Annotated in this window: 19 protein-coding genes and 1 pseudogene; 11 read left to right on the top strand and 9 right to left on the bottom strand. The window is 42.4% G+C overall.

Going from position 1 to position 20,740, the window contains the following annotated elements; all coding sequences use genetic code 11:
* The first annotated feature begins 88 nt into the window (after positions 1–88).
* Both gap and KL866_RS16745 read left to right on the top strand, forming a co-directional pair.
* Positions 89–1,084 (top strand): type I glyceraldehyde-3-phosphate dehydrogenase, encoded by a 996-nt coding sequence (gene gap, locus KL866_RS16750; RefSeq protein ID WP_025255579.1) that lies wholly within the window; start codon positions 89–91, stop codon positions 1,082–1,084.
* Positions 1,085–1,266: 182 nt separating this feature from the next.
* Positions 1,267–2,118, top strand: coding sequence for a D-hexose-6-phosphate mutarotase (locus tag KL866_RS16745; RefSeq protein WP_025255580.1), 852 nt, complete (start codon positions 1,267–1,269; stop codon positions 2,116–2,118).
* 125 nt (positions 2,119–2,243) lie between these two features.
* Here KL866_RS16745 and KL866_RS16740 read toward each other — a convergent pair whose 3' ends face one another.
* Genes KL866_RS16740 through zwf form a run of 5 tightly spaced genes read right to left on the bottom strand, consistent with a single transcriptional unit; the run spans position 2,244 to position 7,868 of the window.
* Positions 2,244–2,888, bottom strand: a complete 645-nt coding sequence (locus KL866_RS16740) for a bifunctional 4-hydroxy-2-oxoglutarate aldolase/2-dehydro-3-deoxy-phosphogluconate aldolase (RefSeq protein ID WP_025255581.1) — start codon at positions 2,886–2,888, stop codon at positions 2,244–2,246.
* 3 nt (positions 2,889–2,891) lie between these two features.
* Positions 2,892–3,845, bottom strand: coding sequence for a glucokinase (locus KL866_RS16735; RefSeq protein ID WP_025255582.1), 954 nt, complete (start codon positions 3,843–3,845; stop codon positions 2,892–2,894).
* Complete coding sequence (edd, locus tag KL866_RS16730) at positions 3,845–5,671, bottom strand: phosphogluconate dehydratase (RefSeq protein WP_025255583.1); 1,827 nt, start codon at positions 5,669–5,671, stop codon at positions 3,845–3,847. The genes KL866_RS16735 and edd overlap by 1 nt, the downstream gene beginning before the upstream one ends.
* 9 nt (positions 5,672–5,680) lie before the next feature.
* The gene (gene pgl / locus KL866_RS16725; RefSeq protein ID WP_025255584.1) at positions 5,681–6,373 is read right to left on the bottom strand and encodes a 6-phosphogluconolactonase; all 693 of its coding nucleotides are present in this window, start codon (positions 6,371–6,373) and stop codon (positions 5,681–5,683) included.
* A 1-nt stretch (position 6,374) separates the two neighbouring features.
* Entirely contained in the window at positions 6,375–7,868 is a 1,494-nt protein-coding gene (gene zwf / locus KL866_RS16720) for a glucose-6-phosphate dehydrogenase (protein WP_025255585.1), read from the bottom strand.
* 284 nt (positions 7,869–8,152) lie between these two features.
* Between zwf and KL866_RS16715 the strand changes: the two genes are divergently transcribed.
* From KL866_RS16715 to KL866_RS16705, 3 genes are all read left to right on the top strand, one after another.
* Entirely contained in the window at positions 8,153–9,004 is an 852-nt protein-coding gene (locus tag KL866_RS16715) for a MurR/RpiR family transcriptional regulator (protein WP_025255586.1), read from the top strand.
* Positions 9,005–9,242: 238 nt separating this feature from the next.
* Positions 9,243–10,679: a pyruvate kinase gene (pyk, locus tag KL866_RS16710; RefSeq protein ID WP_025255587.1), complete on the top strand. Its 1,437-nt coding sequence runs from the start codon at positions 9,243–9,245 to the stop codon at positions 10,677–10,679.
* A 191-nt stretch (positions 10,680–10,870) separates the two neighbouring features.
* Positions 10,871–11,779, top strand: a complete 909-nt coding sequence (locus KL866_RS16705; protein WP_025255588.1) for a 5'-methylthioadenosine/S-adenosylhomocysteine nucleosidase — start codon at positions 10,871–10,873, stop codon at positions 11,777–11,779.
* Positions 11,780–11,850: 71 nt separating this feature from the next.
* Here KL866_RS16705 and KL866_RS16700 read toward each other — a convergent pair whose 3' ends face one another.
* Complete coding sequence (locus KL866_RS16700) at positions 11,851–12,228, bottom strand: hypothetical protein (protein ID WP_025255589.1); 378 nt, start codon at positions 12,226–12,228, stop codon at positions 11,851–11,853.
* Positions 12,229–13,004: 776 nt separating this feature from the next.
* Here KL866_RS16700 and KL866_RS16695 point away from each other — a divergent pair.
* Positions 13,005–14,006: pseudogene (locus KL866_RS16695) on the top strand (polysaccharide lyase family 7 protein); the annotation flags it as partial.
* Between the two features lie 603 nt (positions 14,007–14,609).
* Here KL866_RS16695 and KL866_RS16690 read toward each other — a convergent pair.
* Positions 14,610–15,218, bottom strand: a complete 609-nt coding sequence (locus KL866_RS16690; protein WP_025255591.1) for a BON domain-containing protein — start codon at positions 15,216–15,218, stop codon at positions 14,610–14,612.
* 400 nt (positions 15,219–15,618) lie between these two features.
* On the opposite strand from KL866_RS16690, the gene KL866_RS16685 reads away from it, so the two are divergent.
* The gene (locus tag KL866_RS16685; RefSeq protein WP_025255592.1) at positions 15,619–16,596 is read left to right on the top strand and encodes an endonuclease/exonuclease/phosphatase family protein; all 978 of its coding nucleotides are present in this window, start codon (positions 15,619–15,621) and stop codon (positions 16,594–16,596) included.
* A 43-nt stretch (positions 16,597–16,639) separates the two neighbouring features.
* Here KL866_RS16685 and KL866_RS16680 read toward each other — a convergent pair whose 3' ends face one another.
* Both KL866_RS16680 and KL866_RS16675 read right to left on the bottom strand, forming a co-directional pair.
* Positions 16,640–17,167: a hypothetical protein gene (locus KL866_RS16680; protein ID WP_251140118.1), complete on the bottom strand. Its 528-nt coding sequence runs from the start codon at positions 17,165–17,167 to the stop codon at positions 16,640–16,642.
* Positions 17,168–17,465: 298 nt separating this feature from the next.
* Positions 17,466–17,702 (bottom strand): hypothetical protein, encoded by a 237-nt coding sequence (locus tag KL866_RS16675; protein ID WP_025255594.1) that lies wholly within the window; start codon positions 17,700–17,702, stop codon positions 17,466–17,468.
* A 204-nt stretch (positions 17,703–17,906) separates the two neighbouring features.
* Here KL866_RS16675 and KL866_RS16670 point away from each other — a divergent pair, with 204 nt between their 5' ends.
* The 4 genes from KL866_RS16670 to KL866_RS16655 all read left to right on the top strand — a co-directional run bounded on the left by KL866_RS16670 (position 17,907) and on the right by KL866_RS16655 (position 20,725).
* Complete coding sequence (locus tag KL866_RS16670; RefSeq protein WP_081765839.1) at positions 17,907–18,131, top strand: winged helix-turn-helix domain-containing protein; 225 nt, start codon at positions 17,907–17,909, stop codon at positions 18,129–18,131.
* Between the two features lie 282 nt (positions 18,132–18,413).
* A complete protein-coding gene (locus tag KL866_RS16665; RefSeq protein WP_025255596.1) occupies positions 18,414–19,394 on the top strand; it encodes a glycosyltransferase family 2 protein in 981 nt (326 codons plus the stop codon).
* A gap of 47 nt (positions 19,395–19,441) precedes the next feature.
* Positions 19,442–20,107, top strand: coding sequence for a guanitoxin biosynthesis heme-dependent pre-guanitoxin N-hydroxylase GntA (gntA, locus tag KL866_RS16660; protein WP_025255597.1), 666 nt, complete (start codon positions 19,442–19,444; stop codon positions 20,105–20,107).
* Positions 20,108–20,131: 24 nt separating this feature from the next.
* The gene (locus KL866_RS16655) at positions 20,132–20,725 is read left to right on the top strand and encodes a DUF1989 domain-containing protein (RefSeq protein WP_025255598.1); all 594 of its coding nucleotides are present in this window, start codon (positions 20,132–20,134) and stop codon (positions 20,723–20,725) included.
* The last annotated feature ends 15 nt before the right edge of the window (positions 20,726–20,740 follow it).

The following is a 20,740-nucleotide window of genomic DNA, read 5'->3' as shown; positions in this document are numbered from 1 at the left end:
CTTTAGCTTTTTATTTTGCTAATTATGGCATTTTGATCCATACTTTACGTAATTTATTTTCATTTTATTTGAACAATCGGGGTACGTTATGACAATCCGCATCGGTATCAATGGTTTTGGTCGTATTGGCCGCTTAGTAATGCGAGCAGCAGCAGAACGCAACGACATTGAAGTTGTAGCTATTAATGACTTGCTAGACACAGACTACATTGCTTATCTTTTGAAATACGACTCGACTCACGGTTTATTCGACGGTGAAGTTACAGTGGATAACAATAACCTAGTTGTAGACGGCAAAACTATCCGTATTACATCTGAAAGAGATCCAGCTGCACTTAAGTGGGATGAAGTAGACGTTGACGTAGTCGTTGAATCTACAGGTCTTTTCCTAACTAAAGAGACTGCGGCTAAGCATATTGAAGCTGGCGCGAAGAAAGTTGTTATGTCTGCGCCGTCTAAAGACGATACGCCAATGTTCGTAATGGGCGTAAACCAAGAAAGCTACGCTGGCGAAACTATCGTTTCTAACGCGTCTTGTACTACTAACTGTCTTGCTCCGCTTGCAAAAGTACTTAACGACAAGTTTGGCATTGTAGATGGTCTAATGACAACGGTTCACGCAACAACTGCAACGCAGAAAACTGTAGACGGTCCGTCAATGAAAGATTGGCGTGGTGGTCGTGGTGCAGGTCAAAACATCATTCCATCATCAACCGGTGCTGCTAAAGCAGTAGGTAAAGTGATTCCTGAGCTTAACGGTAAACTAACTGGTATGGCTTTCCGTGTTCCTACACCGAACGTTTCAGTTGTAGACCTTACTGTTAACCTAGCAAAGGCTGCTAGCTATGATGAAATTTGTGCAGCGATGAAAGAAGCATCAGAAGGCGAGCTAAAAGGTATCATGGGTTACACTGAGGACGCAGTTGTATCAAACGATTTCCTAGGCGACGCACGTACATCAGTATTTGATGCCACTGCAGGTATCGCGCTAACTGACACATTCGTTAAGCTAGTATCTTGGTACGACAACGAATGGGGCTACTCAAACAAGGTTCTTGACCTAGTAGCGCATATTTCTAAGTAAAAATTAAACATAGAACAAATAGTTAAACTATTTGTTCTAAAGTTGAGTTAATCTAAAGGTGTAAACATTATGTTTGCACCTTTTTTGTTTTTTATCGTCATATATTAATTAAGACGTTTTCCAGCGATATATGCTTTCACGTCGCTATTTTGCAAGATTTGTATTCAGTCCAAGGAGGACTTATGCCACCTGTTAATTCAGTTACCGTTAGCGAATCTAATGGTCTTACCTTTTTAGACGTGGACAATGCTTTTGCTAAGGCACGTATAAGCTTATTTGGCGGCCATGTTTTATCTTTTGTCCCTAAAATCGATAACAAAGAACGACTTTGGGTAAGCCCACATGCATACTTAAACGGTGAGCGTCCTATCCGCGGTGGTATTCCGGTTTGCTGGCCATGGTTTAGTGATGACCATGGACGAGAAAAAGGCGCCCTACCCGCTCACGGCTTTTTAAGGACGCAAGTGTGGAAACTTGTAACCTCAGATGAAACTGAAAACGGAACGACCATTACGCTTTCTCCTAGCTTTACCCGAGCTGAAGGATTTGAAAATGACTGTACCGTAACTATGGTTCTCGCTATCGGTGAAACTATGGACGTAGCTCTGGTTACTGAAAATACAGGCGTGGCTGCATTCGACTTTAACTGTGCGTTACACACCTATTTTCATGTTGATGATATTCAGCAGGCAGTTATAGAGGGAATTGAAGGGCAATATAAAGACAAGCTTGACGCTTGGGCGCTAAAGCCAACGCCATCGCCCTACACTATTACCGGTGAAACAGACCGAATCCATCAAGCGCCAATCAGAAACGCCGCTATAAAAATAAGCGGCAATACATTTACAGAAGTAGTCTCACAAGGAAATGACTCACTTGTAGTGTGGAACCCTTGGCAAAGTGCAGCATCTATTTCAGATATGGATCCATTTGGCTATAAACACATGCTGTGTGTAGAAACGTCATTAACACAAAGCAAAACATTAGCGCCTGGTGAAAGTCACACCCTTAAACAAACGATTGTGCCTCAGTAAACGTGTGACTATGTAAATAGTCTTTGGTTGAGAGCCAGGCTTGCCAGTAAAACTCGATAGCGAAAATGTGTTATAAAAAAACCTGCCAATAGGCAGGTTTTTTTAACTATAGAACTTAGCGACTTTTACTGCTTTGCACCTGCAACGGCTTCTTTAGCTAGTTGGGTAATGCGCGCCCAATCACCTGACTCAATTGCATCATCTGGTGCTAACCACGAACCGCCTACACACTTAACGTTTTTAAGCGCTAGGTAGTCGTTGTAGTTGTTTGGACCAATACCGCCTGTTGGACAGAAGGTTACATCAGGGAACGGACCACTAATAGATTTGATAGCATTAACACCACCTGATGCTTCTGCAGGGAAGAACTTCATGTGGGTGTAACCCGCATCTTTACCCTTCATGAGATCAGAGGTTGAAGAAATACCTGGGATAAGTGGAATATCAGCATCCATACCCGCTTTTAGCAAGTCAGCCGTCATACCTGGGCTTATAGCAAATTTAGCGCCCGCTTCTACAACCGCTTTGAGCTGCTGTGCATTAGTTACCGTACCTGCACCAATTAAAGAATCAGGCACTTCGTCGGCAATTCGCTTAATTACGTCAATTGCTGCCGGTGTACGTAAAGTTACTTCTAAAACTTTAATTCCACCTTCCATTAGCGCTTTTGCCAGAGGTACCGCTTTTTCTACGTCGTTGATAACCAACACAGGTACAACTGGGCCGGCTGCAAAAATTTCCTCTGGAGAGGTTTTCCATTTCGATGTCATAATTTAGCTCGCTGTATTTTGATTCAGATATGCAGCCGCACCTAATAAACCGTGATCAGGCTCTGCAATGAGATAGGTGGGAACGTCTTTTACGTAATGCTTCATTTGCCCTTTCGCTTCAAAACGCGCTCTGAAATCGCTGTTTTGAATAAACTCAGGGAAACGATTTGCAATACCGCCACCAATAAAGATGCCGCCAGTAGTCGCCATATTGAGCGCCAGGTTACCTGCAAAGCTGCCCATAATTCGGCAGAATTGAGTCAGTGTCGCTTCAGCTAACTCACAGGTTCCGTTTAACGCAGCTTCAGTTATTTGCGCAGGCTCGGTAAAGGCAACAGGGGCAGACGCATCGTTAGCTAGCGCAGTGTAGATATTGTGTAGGCCACGTCCAGACATCACTTCTTCAGCAGAAGCACGCCCTAACGTTGTTTGTAAATGCCGCCATACTACAACATCAGTTTCATCAACGGGAGCGAAGTCAACATGACCACCCTCACCGTCTAATGTTTGCCAGCCCGTTGAAGTCATAGTGATATGCTCAACGCCAAGGCCAGTACCTGGGCCAAAAACAGCAATATTGCCGTTCTCTTTTGCCGTACCTTCACCAATTTGAACAACTTGCTCTTTACTTAACACAGGCAATGAATGTGCTACTGCAGTGAAGTCGTTAATAACAAACAGCGCGTCTAGCTTAAGCTGAGAACGAAGAGCGTTTTGAGAAAACGCCCAGCTGTGGTTGGTCATAACAACTTGGTCACCTAGCACTGGGCAGGCAATTGCAATACAACCTTGGGTAAAGCTGTGCTCTGGCATATCGCTAAAATACTGCGCAATAGCTAAGTCGATGCTAGCAAAGTCGTTACACATGTATTTTTTAATGTCAGTGACGCCCGACTCGGATACTCTCGCAACGCGAATATTGGTACCGCCAACATCAGCCACAAACTTTTGGCTCATTATGCTTGCTCCTGCGTGTAAAACAGTGAACACGCCCCTTCTTCTGCACCAGTAAGGATGGCGCGCATACCTGCGAACATTTCACGTCCCATACCTACATGATGCTTCGCCAAGTTTGCTGGCGCAGCTTCACGAGCGGCAAGGGTTTCGTCATCAACGTGCAGAGTCAGGGCACCGGTTTCGGTGTTGAGCTCAATAATGTCGCCTTCTTGTACCTTAGCAAGTAGACCACCTTTATAAGCTTCTGGAGTCACGTGGATAGCAGCAGGTACCTTACCTGATGCACCCGACATACGTCCGTCAGTAACAAGTGCTACTTTGAATCCACGGTCCTGAATTACTCCAAGTGGTGGCGTCAAGCGGTGAAGCTCTGGCATACCAATCGCCGATGGACCCTGGAAGCGAACAACAACGATGCAGTCTTTATCTAGCTTGCCAGATTTAAACGCGTCATCTAGTTCAAACTGATCTTCAAACACTACCGCTGGCGCTTTAATCGTGCAATGCGGAGTACGAAGCGCAGACGTTTTTATTACGCCGCGACCTAGGTTACCGTCAAGCACACTCAAACCACCATCAGGCTTAAACGGAGTCTCAACGGTCGCGAGTACCTCTTTATCCAGAGATTCAGTTGGGCCGTCGCGCCACTCTAGCTCGCCGTCTTTTAGAACTGGCTCTTTAGTGTATAGGTCTAGACCATCACCAACGATAGTTTTCACATCGTTGTGTAGTAAACCTGCGTCAAGTAGCTGCCTGATAAGCAAAGACATACCGCCAGCGGCAACAAAATGGTTAATGTCTGCTGAACCGTTAGGATAAATACGGGTGAGTAGTGGAACCGCATTTGAAATATCTGAGAAATCATCCCAGTTAACAATGTAACCAGCAGCGCGCGCAACCGCGATAAGGTGCATGGTGTGGTTAGTAGAACCACCCGTTGCAAGTAAACCTACAAGACCGTTCACAATGGCCTTAGCATCTACAATGTGGCCAATTGGCGTGTAATTGTCGCCAAGGTCAGTTAGGCGTGTTGCTTGAACTGCAGCTGCTTTTGTTAGCGCATCACGCAGTGGCGTACCTGGGTTAACAAACGAAGAACCCGGTAGGTGTAAGCCCATCATCTCAACAACAAGCTGGTTTGAGTTTGCTGTACCGTAGAAAGTACAAGTACCAGCAGAATGATAAGACTGGGACTCAGCTTCAAGCAGCGCGTCACGACCTACTTTGCCTTCAGCAAATTCTTGGCGTACGCGAGCTTTTTCTTTGTTTGGTAAGCCTGATGGCATAGGGCCGGCTGGAACAAAAACGGTTGGTAAATGACCAAACGTTAACGCACCCATTAGCAGTCCAGGTACGATTTTATCGCAAATACCCAGCATTAGCGCGCTATCAAACATGTTATGTGAAAGTGCGATAGCTGCACCCTGGGCGATGTTGTCACGGCTCATAAGGCTTAAGTCCATACCAGACTGGCCTTGCGTCACACCATCACACATTGCAGGTACACCACCAGCAAACTGCGCTACACTGCCCACTTCTTTTACCGCTTCGCGAATAAGCGCTGGGTAAGTTTCATAAGGCTGGTGAGCAGAAAGCATGTCATTGTATGCAGACACAATAGCCACGTTGGCTTTGGTCATGGAACGAAGATCAGCCTTTTCACCTGTACCACATGCGGCAAAGCCGTGAGCCAAGTTACCGCACGACAATACACCACGGTGTGGACCTTGACGGCGCGCGTCTTCAATCTTTTCTAAATACGCTTTACGCGTTTCTTTACTACGCTCGATAATTCGTTGCGTAACTTCAGCAATTTTTGGATTCATGTTTGTCTCCTATGGCGCCCACATCAGAGTCACCGGTGCTCTATTTACAACGGCAGTGATGGGCTTTTGCGCTTCGGTAGCATTTTCAATAGCGTCTAACAGCACTTGCTTTTTCTTTTCCCCCGTTAGGTGTAAAAAGATATTTCGGCTATTGAGTAACGCAGGTAGCGTTAATGAAATACGTTGATGAGGTGCTGTTGTAGGTTGAACAGCAATGCAGGTTCTGCCGCTGCTCATATCTAAGCCGTCAAGTACTTGCTCAGAACAAGGGAAAAGCGAGGCAGTGTGCCCGTCTTCCCCCATACCAAGAATTAATGCGTCAAAAGGTTGCGACATGCTAGCCAGATTAGACTCGGCTGCATTTACGCCTTCATTTGCATCGTCAACATCGCTTTTCAATTCGATAAAACGAGCTGCTGCGGCTTTATTTTGAATTAGATTACTTTTAACTAAACTAGTGTTACTGGCTTCGTGGCCCTCTTCAACCCAGCGCTCGTCAGCGAGGGTGATATCAACCTTATCCCACTCAAGGTCGGTTTCGCTTAACTGCTTGAAAAGCGCTAGCGGTGTACGTCCACCACTAACTACAAGTGATGCGCGGCCACGAGTCTTAATACCTGTTTTAAGAATGCTTACTAAATCTTGTGCGAATGCATCAGTAAGCGCTTCAGGTGTTTCAAATGATAGAGTTGTTAACGCCATATTACTTTTTCTTCCCTGTTTTGCTTTCGTACCAACTGCGATTTTCACGGGCTAGAAGACCTATAGAGTCTACCGGGCCCCATGTACCTGCTTGGTACGGCTCAGGTGGCTCGCTCGATTGCTTCCACGCTTCAAGAATTGAATCAACCCATGTCCAGGCTTGTTCAATTTCGTCACGGCGAACGAATAGCGCCTGATTACCCAGCATGACTTCGAGAAGTAGCTTTTCGTACGCGTCAGGAATACGCTCGTCAGCAAACGCTTCAGAGAAGCTTAAGTTAAGCTTAGATTTTTGTAGGTCCATCGAGCCTGAGCTAGTTAACCCTGGAACTTTATTCATTACAGTTATTTCTACACCTTCATCAGGCTGTAGACGAATAACTAGCTTGTTTGGCGGAAGATTCTTGAAGCTATCACCGAACAGGTTGTGCGGCTGGCGCTTGAAGTAGATAACAACTTCACTCACCTTAGTTGGCATGCGCTTACCTGTGCGCAGGTAGAATGGCACGCCGGCCCAACGCCAGTTATCAATTTCCGCTTTAATCGCGATAAAGGTTTCAGTTTTGCTCTGCGTATTGGCACCTTCTTCTTCAAGATACCCAGGTACTTCTTCACCTTTAACAAAACCAGACGTGTACTGACCGCGTACCGTGCTTTCGTTGATATTAAACGAGTTGATGGGGCGAAGCGCTTTAAGCACTTTAAGCTTTTCATCACGAATGCTATCGGCATCTAGGGTTGTTGGCGGTTCCATCGCGACCAAACTTAGGATTTGTAACAGGTGATTTTGCACCATGTCACGCATTTGCCCTGCGTCGTCGAAATAACCCCAACGTCCTTCAATACCTACTGACTCAGCAACTGAAATTTGAACATGGTCAATACAGTTGTGATCCCAGTTAGTAGCAAAAATAGAGTTGGCAAAACGAAGCGATACCAAGTTAAGAACCGTTTCTTTACCAAGATAATGGTCAATACGATATATTTGCTTTTCGTCGAAGTATTCAGCAACTTGTTCGTTGATAACTTTTGACGATTCCAAATCGTGACCGATTGGCTTTTCAAGCACTACGCGAACGCTTGAATCGATAATTTTGCAGCTATGCAGGCCTCGGCAAATGTCGCCATAAATAGCAGGCGGTGTTGCTAAATAACACACCATTGTACGAGTTGGGTCAACGTGGTCGTCAAGTACGCAATAACTATCGACATCTTTCATGTCTACGCATGCGTAATGCAAACGCGCTTTCATTTTTTCCCATGTAGCTTCACATAAGTCCTTTTCACCAAACTTTATAAGATTAGCGTGAACTTCTTCTATGTAAGCTTCTAGTTCCATTTCTTGACGCGCCACCCCGACAATAGTGGTGTCTGGGTGCATCAGATTTGCTTTTTCAAGTTGATATAAAGAAGGCAATAACTTGCGTCGTGAAAGATCTCCCAGCGTACCAAAAAGTACAAAATCACAGGGCTCGTAGGAATTATCCAATACCATATTCGTCGACCTTTTAAATGTATGTGTGCGCGGCGTATTGTACAGTTATTTACAACACTAACGACTATTTTTACCGTATAGTTAACACCAAATGTAGTAAAATTACAACTTGAACCAACTATAGGATCTGAATCTTTACTATTTCCCTCAGTTTACCCTGATTTAACCTGTTTGAAATAACAAATTTTGTCAAAAAATTACATTTTTCTTGTCACAGACGTCACATTGGGTACTATTACAGATGTACCTTACAATAATTTGTGCTAATTAATTGCTATAACTCTATGAACATTTTAGAAAAAATCACACAAAACCAAGCGGCATTCAGTAAATCTGAGAAAAAGGTGGCTGAAGTTATTCTAGCTAACCCTCAAACGGCCATTCATTCGAGTATAGCAACCCTCGCTAAAATGTCGGATGTTAGTGAGCCTACTGTTAACAGATTCTGTCGAAGACTCGACACGAAAGGCTTTCCAGACTTCAAGCTTCATTTGGCGCAAAGTCTAGCTAACGGCACGCCGTACGTTAATCGCCACGTAGATGAAAACGACAGTCCTGACGAATACACTAACAAGATTTTCGAGTCGACCATGGCATCGCTCGAAGTTGCTCGTCAATCGGTTAATGTCAATGTGGTCAATCGCGTAGTTGACCTACTCACCCAAGCACAAAAAATTTCTTTTTTCGGTTTAGGTGCATCGGCATCCGTTGCTCATGATGCACTTAATAAGTTTTTCCGATTCAATGTACCTGTTGTGTATTTTGAAGATATTCTTATGCAGCGCATGAGCTGTATGAATTGCTCTGCCGGCGACGTTGTTGTGCTTATCAGTCACACTGGCCGCACTAAGAGTCTTGTTGAGATAGCCCAAATCGCTCGAATGAACGATGCAACAGTTGTGGGTATTACGTCAGCAGAAAGTCCATTAGCCCAAGAATGTAGCTACGTGCTGTCATTAGAAGTACCTGAAGATACTGATATGTATATGCCTATGGCTTCTAGGATAGCGCAGCTTACTCTTATTGATGTTTTGGCGACTGGTTTTACCTTGCGCCGCGGTAATAAGTTCAGAGAAAATCTAAAGCGCGTTAAAGATACACTGCGTGGTTCAAGATACGAAAAACGTGGCGATTAACTCACCGCTACATTGATCATTGTAAGATTTGCCGCCGTAGCAATTAACGGCTAATGAATCCAGAAAAGCGCTTAACTGGTCGAGCCAGTTGGGCGTTTTTGTTTATTTCATTCACATTTTTGTCAAATTAAACTATTATTCTGTAATAAAATTACGTAAAGCGATTACAGGCGTGCATATAGTGAGCACCGCCTATTACTCTTTGTCTTTTCTAACTTAGAAACAGCGACGGAATCACATGACCAGAAGAACGAAAATCCTTGCCACCCTAGGTCCTTCAACAGACTCACTTGAAAAAATTCAGGCACTAATTGCTGCTGGCGCTAATACTGTGCGCATGAACTTTTCTCATGGGCAGGCTGAAGATCACATTGAGCGAGCGAAACGCGTTCGCGAGGCAGCAAAGAACTTAGGCAAATACGTAGCTATCTTAGGCGATCTACAAGGTCCTAAGATTCGTGTTGCCCGTTTTGCCGAGGGTGCTGTTCATCTAGATATCGGTGCTAAGTTCATCTTAGACGCAGAGCTTGGTCGCGATGAAGGCGATATTAATCAAGTCGGCATTGATTACAAAGCCCTTCCTGATGATGTAACTGCTGGCGATATTCTTCTTCTTGACGATGGTCGTATCCAACTTCGCGTAACGGGTGTCGATGGACGCAAAGTTGTTACTGAAGTAACCGTTGGTGGTAAACTTTCAAACAATAAAGGTATTAACCGCCAAGGCGGTGGTCTTTCTGCCGATGCGCTTACCGAAAAAGACAAAGAAGACATTAAAACTGCGGCAAAAATAGGTGTTGATTACCTTGCGGTTTCATTCCCAAGAAGCGGCGCAGATTTAAACTACGCAAGAGAACTTGCGGAAGCAGCAGGCTGCTACGCCAAGATTTGTGCAAAGGTAGAGCGCGCTGAAACCGTAGCTTCTGATGAAGCCATGGACGATATTATCTCTGCATCCGATGCTGTAATGGTAGCTCGCGGTGACTTGGGTGTAGAAATTGGTGATGCAGAACTTGTTGGCGTTCAGAAAAAACTTATCGCCCGCTCGCGTCAACTGAACAAAGTTGTTATTACTGCAACCCAAATGATGGAGTCGATGATCGATAGCCCGATGCCAACACGTGCTGAAGTTATGGACGTTGCAAACGCTGTTCTAGATGGCACCGATGCGGTTATGCTTTCAGCGGAAACCGCTGCGGGTAACTTCCCTATTGAAACTGTAGCCGCGATGGCTCGTGTTTGTGAAGGTGCGGAAACCCACCCTAGCGTCAAAATCTCTAAGCATCGCATGGACCAGCAGTTCTCATCAACGAGCGAGTCAATTGCTCTATCTGCAGTATACGCTGCTAACCACTTATCAAGTGTTAAAGCGATTGTAGGTTTGACAGAAAGCGGAACTACGCCAACATTAATGTCACGCATTACAACTTCACTGCCAATTATTGCGATGTCTCGTCACGATTCGACACTTAACACTATGGCGCTTTGCCGCGGTGTAAAACCGGTATTCTTTGACTCATCTAATAGCGAACCAGGCAAATTAAAGTACGATGTTATTGCCTCGCTTAAAGAAAAAGGTTTAGTGAAAAGCGGTGACAGTATCATCTTAACCTACGGCGATGAAATGGAAAAAGTTGGCGCAACTAACACGCTCAAAATTGTAGAAGTCGAATAAGCGAAAATTTAATCCTAAAGCGAAGCAAATGCTTCGCTTTTTTTTGCCCCTATTCTGGCTTAGTAAAATTTAAGATAACATTAATAATAAGAAGTCCACGTCTGTCCCGCGCAATGTATTAATCACAACGCTATTGAGTTTTGTTTTAACATAACTTTACCTAAGCCTTAGGACAGAAAATAAGGAATAACATGCAACACCTTTATAAACAAAGCACTCGTTGCTTAACTGCTCTTGTACTGCTGGCACTCTTTAGCCATAGCGCGTATGCAACTTCACAACAAATGCATGGGATGAAGAGTGTAGAAGTAAGCTCACAAAGTGCACCGTTGCAGCCCATAATGATTCAAGGGCCAATGCCAATCGAAGCTGAGTATTTTGCAGCGCTTTTAACCAAGGTTACCGTTGAGTATTCAGGTAATGCAGTATTTTACAAAGGTACCTTAAACGGGTATCCCGTTGTTGTTGCCAAAACCGGTAAGGGTTTAGAAAACACTGCGGCGGCTACGGCGATAGGTATAGAACGATACCGTCCTCGTCTTATCATAAATCAAGGCACATCAGGTGGGCACGATCCTTCTCTTAATGTTGGCGACATCGTCCTAGGCCTGCGTAGTATCAACGCATCAAATTTTAAAACACCTAAATTAAAACTTGGGCAAGGCTCTCGGCCTTTGCAATGGTTACCTATGGACCTTATGGCGTCAGAGGAAAGCGCAGGTGAAGGAAGTAGTGCAAAAGATGCTGAGAAATTACGATTTTATTTGGGCGACAAGCAACTAATTGCCCTTGCATCGTCTTTATCGGCTCAATATAAACGGGGAAAAGTAGTAACCGGAACAATAGGTAGTGGAAATTTCTGGAACAACGAACTTGACCGAATAGCTTGGCTTCACAAAAATATGGGAACAAGTGTAGAAGAAATGGAAACAGCGTCTGCAGCGCAAGTTGCTCACGCCTATCAGGTTCCTTTTTTAGGTATTCGTGTTCTGTCTAACAATATTACTAATCACGGTGAATATGACCCGTCGACAGCTAAAGATTGCCAAGCATTTGTAGCAGAAGTAGTAAAAACTTACATATCAACGCTAATCGAATAGATACCATTCGCGATGAAACGAAAAACGCCCTTCGCATTTAATGAGGGGCGCTTAGAATCTATCAATCTCGCCTAAATTGCTTGTGCTGTGTACAGCTCAGCATCTTTCGCAGTATCGCTTGCATGCTGCGTGAGATGGTGACTTATAATATTCTCTACGCGTTCAACAAACTCATCTCGCTTGAATTTCCAGCCTCTCAAATCAGCTTGTTTTGCTTGCGCGATGTAAAAATCTAATCGCGTCTTTCTAAGTAGGTGTGCCTTTCTAGATAAATCAAATTCGACTAAAGAAAACTTGTGCTCAACCTTTACAATGTCTGCGTGCACGGGGCGCTGAACATCGTCAGCGGTGGCTTGGCTAACGAAGAGATTACCTTGTCCAACAACACCAATTATTACTATTACGGCTGTAACAACAACACCTGAATAAAACCACTTTAAAAAGTTCATGCCTCACTCCTTGAACAATTTGAACTGCTCATTGATCTGACTGCAAAATTAATCTTAGAAAGAGAGTTTTCTCTACTTTAAATCGTTAGGTTCACAATAACGTGACGCCCAACCAACAAAGTAACCGAATAACTCGCTAAAACTAACCGCTCTTGTTACTTACATAAGCAACTATCACACCAAGCAATATTTACTATATTTATCAGGAAGATACGAAACATAAACGCTACAGCAGAAATGTATAGATAGAACTTTCTACACACTTCAAGAGAAAATTTTCCCTGTCTTTCCTTTCGTCTTTTAATTTGGAGCTCTTTACTCTTCTAACCTAAAAATTAAAGAAGAAAATTGACTTCATAGCCCTCAAATCAACAACGCAATAATAATATAAAAACTATCTTATCCTTGGTATTACCAAAAAGTTTACTTCTCGGCACAAAGACTAAAAGAACCCTAGACTTTGGTATAAAAAAGCAGCAAAAATTGAGTCCTAAACACCACTGAATTTTTATAGATACTAGTGAGACGCCTGAATTTAACGCCTTTATAACATTTTGCAATTGGTTTACATGGATGATAAATTGGCATTACATTTTAAAAAATATGCAGACAAGTGGACTTACCAATACAGGATACTTAAGTATTAAATGAATAAGTAAACGATTGTCTATAAAGAGGTTTAAATGTATAGAATAAAACCAAGACCTACAGCTGTTTCCTCCCTTAAGATTTTAGTAAATACATTATCTAAGTCTGCCTTTGCTGCACTTCCGTTGATGTTCATTGCTGCTCAAACAGGCGCCGAAACAATCCCCGCGAAAAAATTTGATTTAAGTGAATGGAAAATCACAATCCCTACAGATAAGGACACCAATGGGAAAGTTGACGAAATCTCCGTTAAGGATATTCAAAGCTTTGAGCACAAAGATTTTTTCTATGTAGACGATGAAGGCAATATGGTATTTGCTGCGCCCAATAAAGCGTTAACCACTCAAAATTCATCTAATACCCGTAGCGAACTTCGCCACATGCTTCGTGGTTCTAACACGAGCATAAAAACTCACTCCCCCAAGAATAACTTTACTGTAGCTAGCAACCCTATTTCAGACCGCTTTGCGCAAATAGGCGGAAAATTAAACGCCACACTTAAAGTGCAGCACGTTGCTACCAGAGCTAAATATCCCGACAAAGCGCCCGCTTTTTCAGTGGTAGTTGGCCAAATACACGCCAGTAAATGGAAGAAAAAGGTCAAAGGGTTTGGTTGGGGTAATGAACCACTCAAGATTTATTATAAAAAGTGGCCACAGCATGAAACAGGGTCCGTATTCTGGACTTACGAGCGCAACTTGCCCAAAAATGATAAAAATCGCACTGATATTGCCTATCCGGTTTGGGGAAATTTGTGGAAAAACCCTGAAGATCCAGGCAGCGAAGGAATTCAACTGAACGAGAGTTTTAGTTATGAAGTGAACGTGCACGGCGATGTCATGTATTTGAGCTTTACCTCAGAGGGTCATAAAACCGTGAACTACGCAATTAACCTTGCAAATGGGGTAAACGCATATGGTGAGCTAGATGAGTACGACCACCCCTACGGTTACACACTTGATTGGAACTATTTTAAAGCTGGGGCTTATAATCAATGCAGTACAAAAGATGATGACGGTTTTTGGTATGCCGCATGTATGGGTACTGGTAACTGGGAAGAAGATAAGAAAAATGGTGACTATGTACAGGTTGCTTTTTCTAAGCTCACCGTTGAAGAAAGTAGCAAACCCACAGAGAGCTTTATGTCTCACCTTGTTTCACAAAGACCAACTGCCAACGCGAAAAACGTTAAGGTTGGCGCTACACTGAACAAGAAAGAAGTAATTCCCATTGACCGAATTCCTTCTTCTGCTTTAGCAGCTATTAAAAAGGTCGCTCCCAACTTCACGGTTCAAGAGGTTGAAAAAGAGTACAAACACGATCACATCTATCTTGATGTGGAAGGCAAAGATGCTGACGGTAACGATTTAGAGTTTGATATGCTGCAAGACAGTGAACTATGGAAAATTGTCGAGATACAGCGCGATTTGAGTATGGAGGATTTACCCTCACCGGCAAAATTACTTATTCAAAAGCAAGAAAACCATGAACAAGTAAAACGTATTATAGAAAGTAAACAATTTGGAACTGACATTGTTATATATGAGTTTTATTTCGTCTTTGATGATGGCACTGAGTCTCGTAAAGAAATCAAATTTGAAAACAATGAATTCACTCTTTTAAATGAAGAATGGAAACATTAACAAATCGGCTATATATTAATTTGGGCAGTTTAAATAAGACAACAAAAAAGGGGCGAATGCCCCTTTTGGTTTTCTTGGTAGAAAAGACGTTTAGTTCATCGCAGTTTCAGTAACTACGCGAAGGTCACTTTCTACATCTTTCACGTCAGATGCATTTTTAGCAATTTCCACTGCTAGGTCGCGTTCAGCGTCCGAGTCAACTTCGCCAGTTAGCGTCACTACACCATTTTCTACGTCAACATCAATATCAAAACCTGAAATATCAGTATCCATTAAAAGGCGAGTCTTAATTACTGTAGCAATCTTGGCGTCAGTTAATTCACTAGTGCCTTCATCTACAGTGTCTTCCATATCGTCAGACATCTCTTTGTGCATATCGTTATCAGCAACAACGGTAAGCTTATTGTCTACAGAAGTTACGCCGTCAATGTTTGCTACAAGCTCTTCAGCTAATTTTTTATCAACAGAGTTTTCTACTTTACCTGTTAGAACGACACTACCGTCGTTAACATCAGTGTTAATGTCGAATGAATCTAGGTTGCCATTGAACAACAGCGTAGCTTCTGCTTTGCCGTCAATCCATGCGTCTTTGGCACCTTTTTCCCATTTATTGTCTGTGTTGTCTGTGTCCATATCACCTGCATATGCAGCTGTAGTCAAAGTTGTAGCAACAATCATAGAAATAATTGAACGTTTCATAACATTTCTCCTTTGTCGAAACTCGAAGGTAGTATTGCTAAATCCTTGCCAACAATATAAGCAATTGATAAGCATGAATATATTTAAAAAATGTAGAGTGCCAACATGCATTACTTTGCAAAGTTTGCTTTTACTTGAGAATTTTTTACTTAGCCTTTTCAAGACAGACATGTTCTATTAATTCTTCGAAAAGTGATTAAGGATACATGACATAAAATTCCACACCTCTTAATCCTCATTTAGCTAACAAAGAGACTCGGGTTAAACTTAATTTAGAAAAACGCCGTAACTATAACGATTATTTTTGCTTCATTGAACTCGGCCATTGGCAACCCATTCAAGTGCCACAGTTTCGAGCGACGTGCTTTTTTCGTTAATCAATATCAAGGACCATTTAGACATGGACACTGCACTTACTGCTGTTTCAGTCTTATTTATAGCCATCAGCTGGGCCCCTTTGCTCCCCTCCTCTCACTGGTTGGTAAGAGTGTGGGAATTTCCACGACTACAAATAGCAGCAATTATTTCCCTTTTGATCGCTGGACACATTTTCAATTTGACCTATTACGCGCAAATGGACAGCCTTGCACTAGTTATTGTAGCTGGATTATCGATAAGCTTAATTTACCAGGTCATCTGGATCATTCCCTACACACCCTTTTATAAACGTGAGGTAAAACGAGTTGAAAGTTCAGGGCACAATCTAAGTGTCCTATCTAGCAATGTTTATATGCCTAACAACGACTTTCGTAAACTCATTGAGCATGTACGCAACAAACAACCCGATTTTCTTGTAACGCTGGAATCAAATGAGAAGTGGCAAGAAGGTATCAGTGAAATAGAATCAGAATATCCTCATCGTAAATTTTGCCCGCTGGAAAACCTGTATGGCATGCACCTTTACAGTAAAATTCCCTTCGAAGAGGTTTCATTGCGGTTTCTAATTGAAGATGATGTTCCCTCTATAAAGTTGAAAATCAATCTCCATGGACAAGATGTCACCCTTTATTTTCTTCACCCCAAACCCCCTAGCCCAACTGAAAATACCTATGCGAAACCCAGAGATATCGAACTTACTGTGGTAGGGAAGGAAATATCTAAAATAGAAGGGCCAATCATCGTTGCTGGCGACCTTAATGATGTAGCTTGGTCTCCCACAACACGTAAATTCAAGAAGTTGAGCGGGCTGTTAGATCCAAGAGAAGGGCGAGGTTTTTTCAATACATTTCACGCAAAGTATCCCTTAGTGAAATGGCCATTAGACCACGTATTCCATTCAGAACATTTCGCATTAGTTAACATCGAGAAACTTGAGGGAATTGGTTCGGATCATTACCCCCTCTATACCGAGCTTGCGTTAATCAATGAAAAGGATTAAAGGCCAACGCTAATTTGTAAATCTTAGTGAGAGCTACGGTGTTTCACACACCACATGAGGCTGTCACAAGCCTCTTCACGCTTTTTGAAAGCGCTAAGCCTATAAGACTATTGTCCCGTGGCCAAACCGCTTGATTAAGTAGCTCTTGATCTTGTGCTGACAGCTGTTCGCTATCTAATATAATTTCAATGGCTTTTTTATTTGGTTTAATGAGTGTCGGTTTTGCATCTTTGATTAATGCAGAATTTACGCAAATGTATTCTCGTTTCACCGGGTCACGCACTACACCTATGTAGCTGTTGTCACAGATTATAGCTGGCCAGCCTTCGGTTATTCTGCTTTGGCCAAACATAATAAGTGTAAAAGCAACAAGCACAAAAAGTGTCAGCCCAATAAACTGAGTACTTAAATCTGGCGCCACACTAACAATAACACCTACAACAGCAGCGAAAAATATCCAGCCTCCAAACACTCTGCGCATAGCATTTGGCGAGATACCTGATATAACATCTACCACTTTTAATGATTGTTTGTCATAGTTTCGAATTACTACAGACGATTGTGATCCCACAGCCTTTGTCCACCAAAGAAAATATACGAAATACAGAAATTAATACGTTATAAGTAAGGCTGAAGATTTACCTACACTTTAAATGAGTAAAGCTCTATAGCAATAAGTCGATTTTACTCAAAGGAGAACGTGTTAAGTAATAATTGTAGGAATATTTAAACTATTGAAATGTAATGTTTAACCTACTTTGGGATCATATCAAAATAAAAAGCAGGCGCAAAGCTATTACGCGCTCAATGCACGGTAAAATACGACTTAAAAGGCGTCCAAACTTCACCGTGCTTTGTAAAGCTATTATCTACCTTTGAGGGCGACGCTCTGGCATAGCGACAAGGGTGTCATCCTTTAAAGTGCAACTCCCTTCTACCGTGTCGCCTCGCGGTGTTTCAAAAGACACTATATCGCCTCCTGCTTTTCCTTCACATGCTTCTATTGCTTCTGGTGGTGGTTGTCTTGGGTGTTCTCTATCGCCTTTAGCAAAGCAATCCGCAGAACTTAAGCTTAGTAGGCCAATTAAAATTGCCGTCTTATTCATATTGCTATTACTCTTTTTTCAAAACGCTGAAATAATATTAATGCAGAGTAATACTCTGCGCGCGAAGTTGTAGCGCGTGTTCAGGCCATTTTAAGAAGATCGCAATTAACCAATACACTTCTTGAAGATAAACAAAGAACGTTAATGTTTAAGGATATAGTATTGGATCTGAACACTTATGTATGTGAACGAAGAAACTAAACCATAGAACTCACACTGGTTGAATTCAGATTGCTTAAAGCACTTATTGAAAAGCCTGGACATGTATTTTCTAGAGAACAACTTATGGACATAGGCTATGTCGACGGACGCATCGTTAGCAATCGCACTATCGATAGCCACATAAAAAACTTACGCCACAAGCTAATGCAGAATGATGAAACCTCACCGTTTCTGGCTGTATGCGGTATAGGGTACAAACTTAACTGACTCAAACTTCTTACTTTATGCGTTGAACCTGCAAATTATCTGCACTTTTCACTTTACTCATAAATGCCCTTACACCTTTCATTTGTAAATTTTTCTCTTCCTTTGCAGCTATTGCTTGTTATGAAGCTAAATTTTTATCAAATCAACGTCCAAAAACCTGTAAATCAATATTTATCAATACCTTAGCAGTTAGGAACACTCTTTGCTTTATACAAAAGTATAACGTGCAAGGTGCACCGTTTAAGCCAAAGGCTTTAGAAAGGTTAGCAAAGGAGGTTGAGTATGCGTTCACCAGTAAGTGCAGTAACTATTGTTAAAAGTAGAACTGAGAAGCTTTGCAATTTGATTTCGCAGTTGGAGCAATGCTCACCAACGCCAGATGAACTTGTTATTGTATGGATGGCACCTCCTTCTGATTTGTCCCTCATTCAAAGCGAAAAATTCGATATTGTGCACAAGTTCACTACCCAAGAAGAACTGCCAATAGCGAAAGCGCGAAATAAGGGAATGCTGTCGGCTAAGCATGAAAACCTTGTTTACCTCAATGTTGATGCGGTTATCTCACCTTCGCTTTGTAAAGATGGCCTTTTGGCATTAAAAGACAACACAGTGGTGTTCACTTCGGTCGTCTTTTTACCCAATGAGCGCTGCGATAAGCCTTATTCAAATATTTCAAAAAACGAACAGCAAATTGGTTATCTAGCAAGTAACGATGAAACGTTACCAAAAGAAGATAACAACGAAATACCTTCAAGAGATCAGGGAATTAATCATGGAAAGTTTAGTGACGATAGTATTTGTTCTACAGTGTTTTTTATTCGTAAGACAGACTTTCAGAAAACCGGCGGCTTCGATGAAGGCTACGCGGGTTTCGGACTAAACGACGAAGACTTTTTCACCAACTGCAGGGCACTGGGCTATTCATTAGAGCAATTGCCAACTCGCACTTTTGCGCCACAGCGCCCCAATTATCAATGCCCCGTCAATCACTTATTAGACTTTGTGCATAATGCGCAGCGCTTTCACGCTAAATGGGGCTTCTACCCTTGCACTGAAGTACTCACCGCTTACGCAAAGAAAGGTTTTATCGATTCAAACTATGAAGAAAATGGATTGAAGATCATTCAGTTACCCGAGCAGGAAGATGACCCAAGCAACACAGATACGAGCGCTTTAACGGCTACCCCGTCCTCTGCGGGATTTGAATTTACTTCGTTTCATTCGCCAGCTAAAAATCAAGAACCCTTGAGCAGCACCGCTTAGTTCCTTTAAGAAAAATAAGCGAAAATGTTTAAGTAGGGAGATATGGAATGTCTTTATTAAAACCTGATCTAACGCACCGTTTTCTGTCGTTTGTAGGGGAAAGTGACTTCCCCTGCGTTGGCGCCAAAACGGCGTTCAACAAGAAGCAAATTCACGTTTTACAATATGACGATATTCGCTGTGAAGGTAATGAACCTGATATTCTGGTTTCAATTCACAAGTTCGTGGATGCATTTATGCTGAAGCAGGATATGTATTCCTCGTTAGTGCTAACGTTCGAACAGCCCGATACCATTACCGAAACAGAGTTTGATAAAGTACTCTGGGAAAAGCTTCAACGTCTTCATGAAGTAGACGCATGCTTAAAAAGTTGGGATAACAAAGTATCAAGCGATCCGCACAGTGCACAATTCAGTTTAAGTCTTGGCGGGAAAGGATTTTTCGTGATTGGGCTGCACCCAAATGCCTCTAGAAAGAGTCGACGTTTTTCTCATCCCGCGATTGTGTTTAATTTACACGAACAGTTTGAATTGCTTCGAAAGCAACAGAAGTTCGACGCATTTAGAGATCATATCAGAAAGCGTGATGCCGCCTACTGCGGCAGCAAAAACCCATTGCTTGCGAACCATGGTGAAAGTTCTGAAGTTTACCAATACAGTGGTAAAAAGCATTCAGAAAGCTGGGAATGCCCCTTTAAACAAGTAAAAAATTAACTCTTAGATTATAAAAGGCACAGTATGAGACAAACTATACAGCCAAGAAGTGGTACAGCATTTACTCTTAAAAAAGGTGAACGCCTTAAAGTCATTGACCCTGAAGGGGAACAAGTGGCCGACCTTTATGCCTTCAACGAGCATAATAAGGATGAGTTCATTTCCTCGGGTAGAAGCTTGGATTACAACGAAAGCCTTAAGTTTAAAAAAGGCAGTCTGCTTTACTCAAATCAAAGTAACATCATGTTTGAAATTATCGAAGATAAAGTAGAAGACCATGATTTTTTACTAACGCCTTGCAGTGTAGATACCTTCAAACATTTCTACCCCAATGAAGAGCCGGTGCCAGGCTGTCATGGTAATTTGGTTGCGGCTTTTGCCGAGTTTGATATTCCAGAGCACCATGTTTGCACAACTTTCAATACATTTATGAATGTCGAGGTAGACAGTACGGGTAAAATTGCTGTTTTGCCGCCAAAGTCAAAAGCCGGAGATTACACAGTATTTGAAGCTAAGATGGATATGATTGTGGGGTTAACGGCTTGTTCTGCCGGTGAATCTAACAACTTTCGATACAAGCCAATTCAATTTGAGATAGTGCCCGCGAACCCGTTGTAGTTCGCGAGCAAAGTT

The organism is Alteromonas sp. ALT199, from assembly GCF_018619335.1.
Lineage (GTDB): Bacteria > Pseudomonadota > Gammaproteobacteria > Enterobacterales > Alteromonadaceae > Alteromonas.
This window is presented reverse-complemented; position numbering and strand designations above follow the sequence as displayed.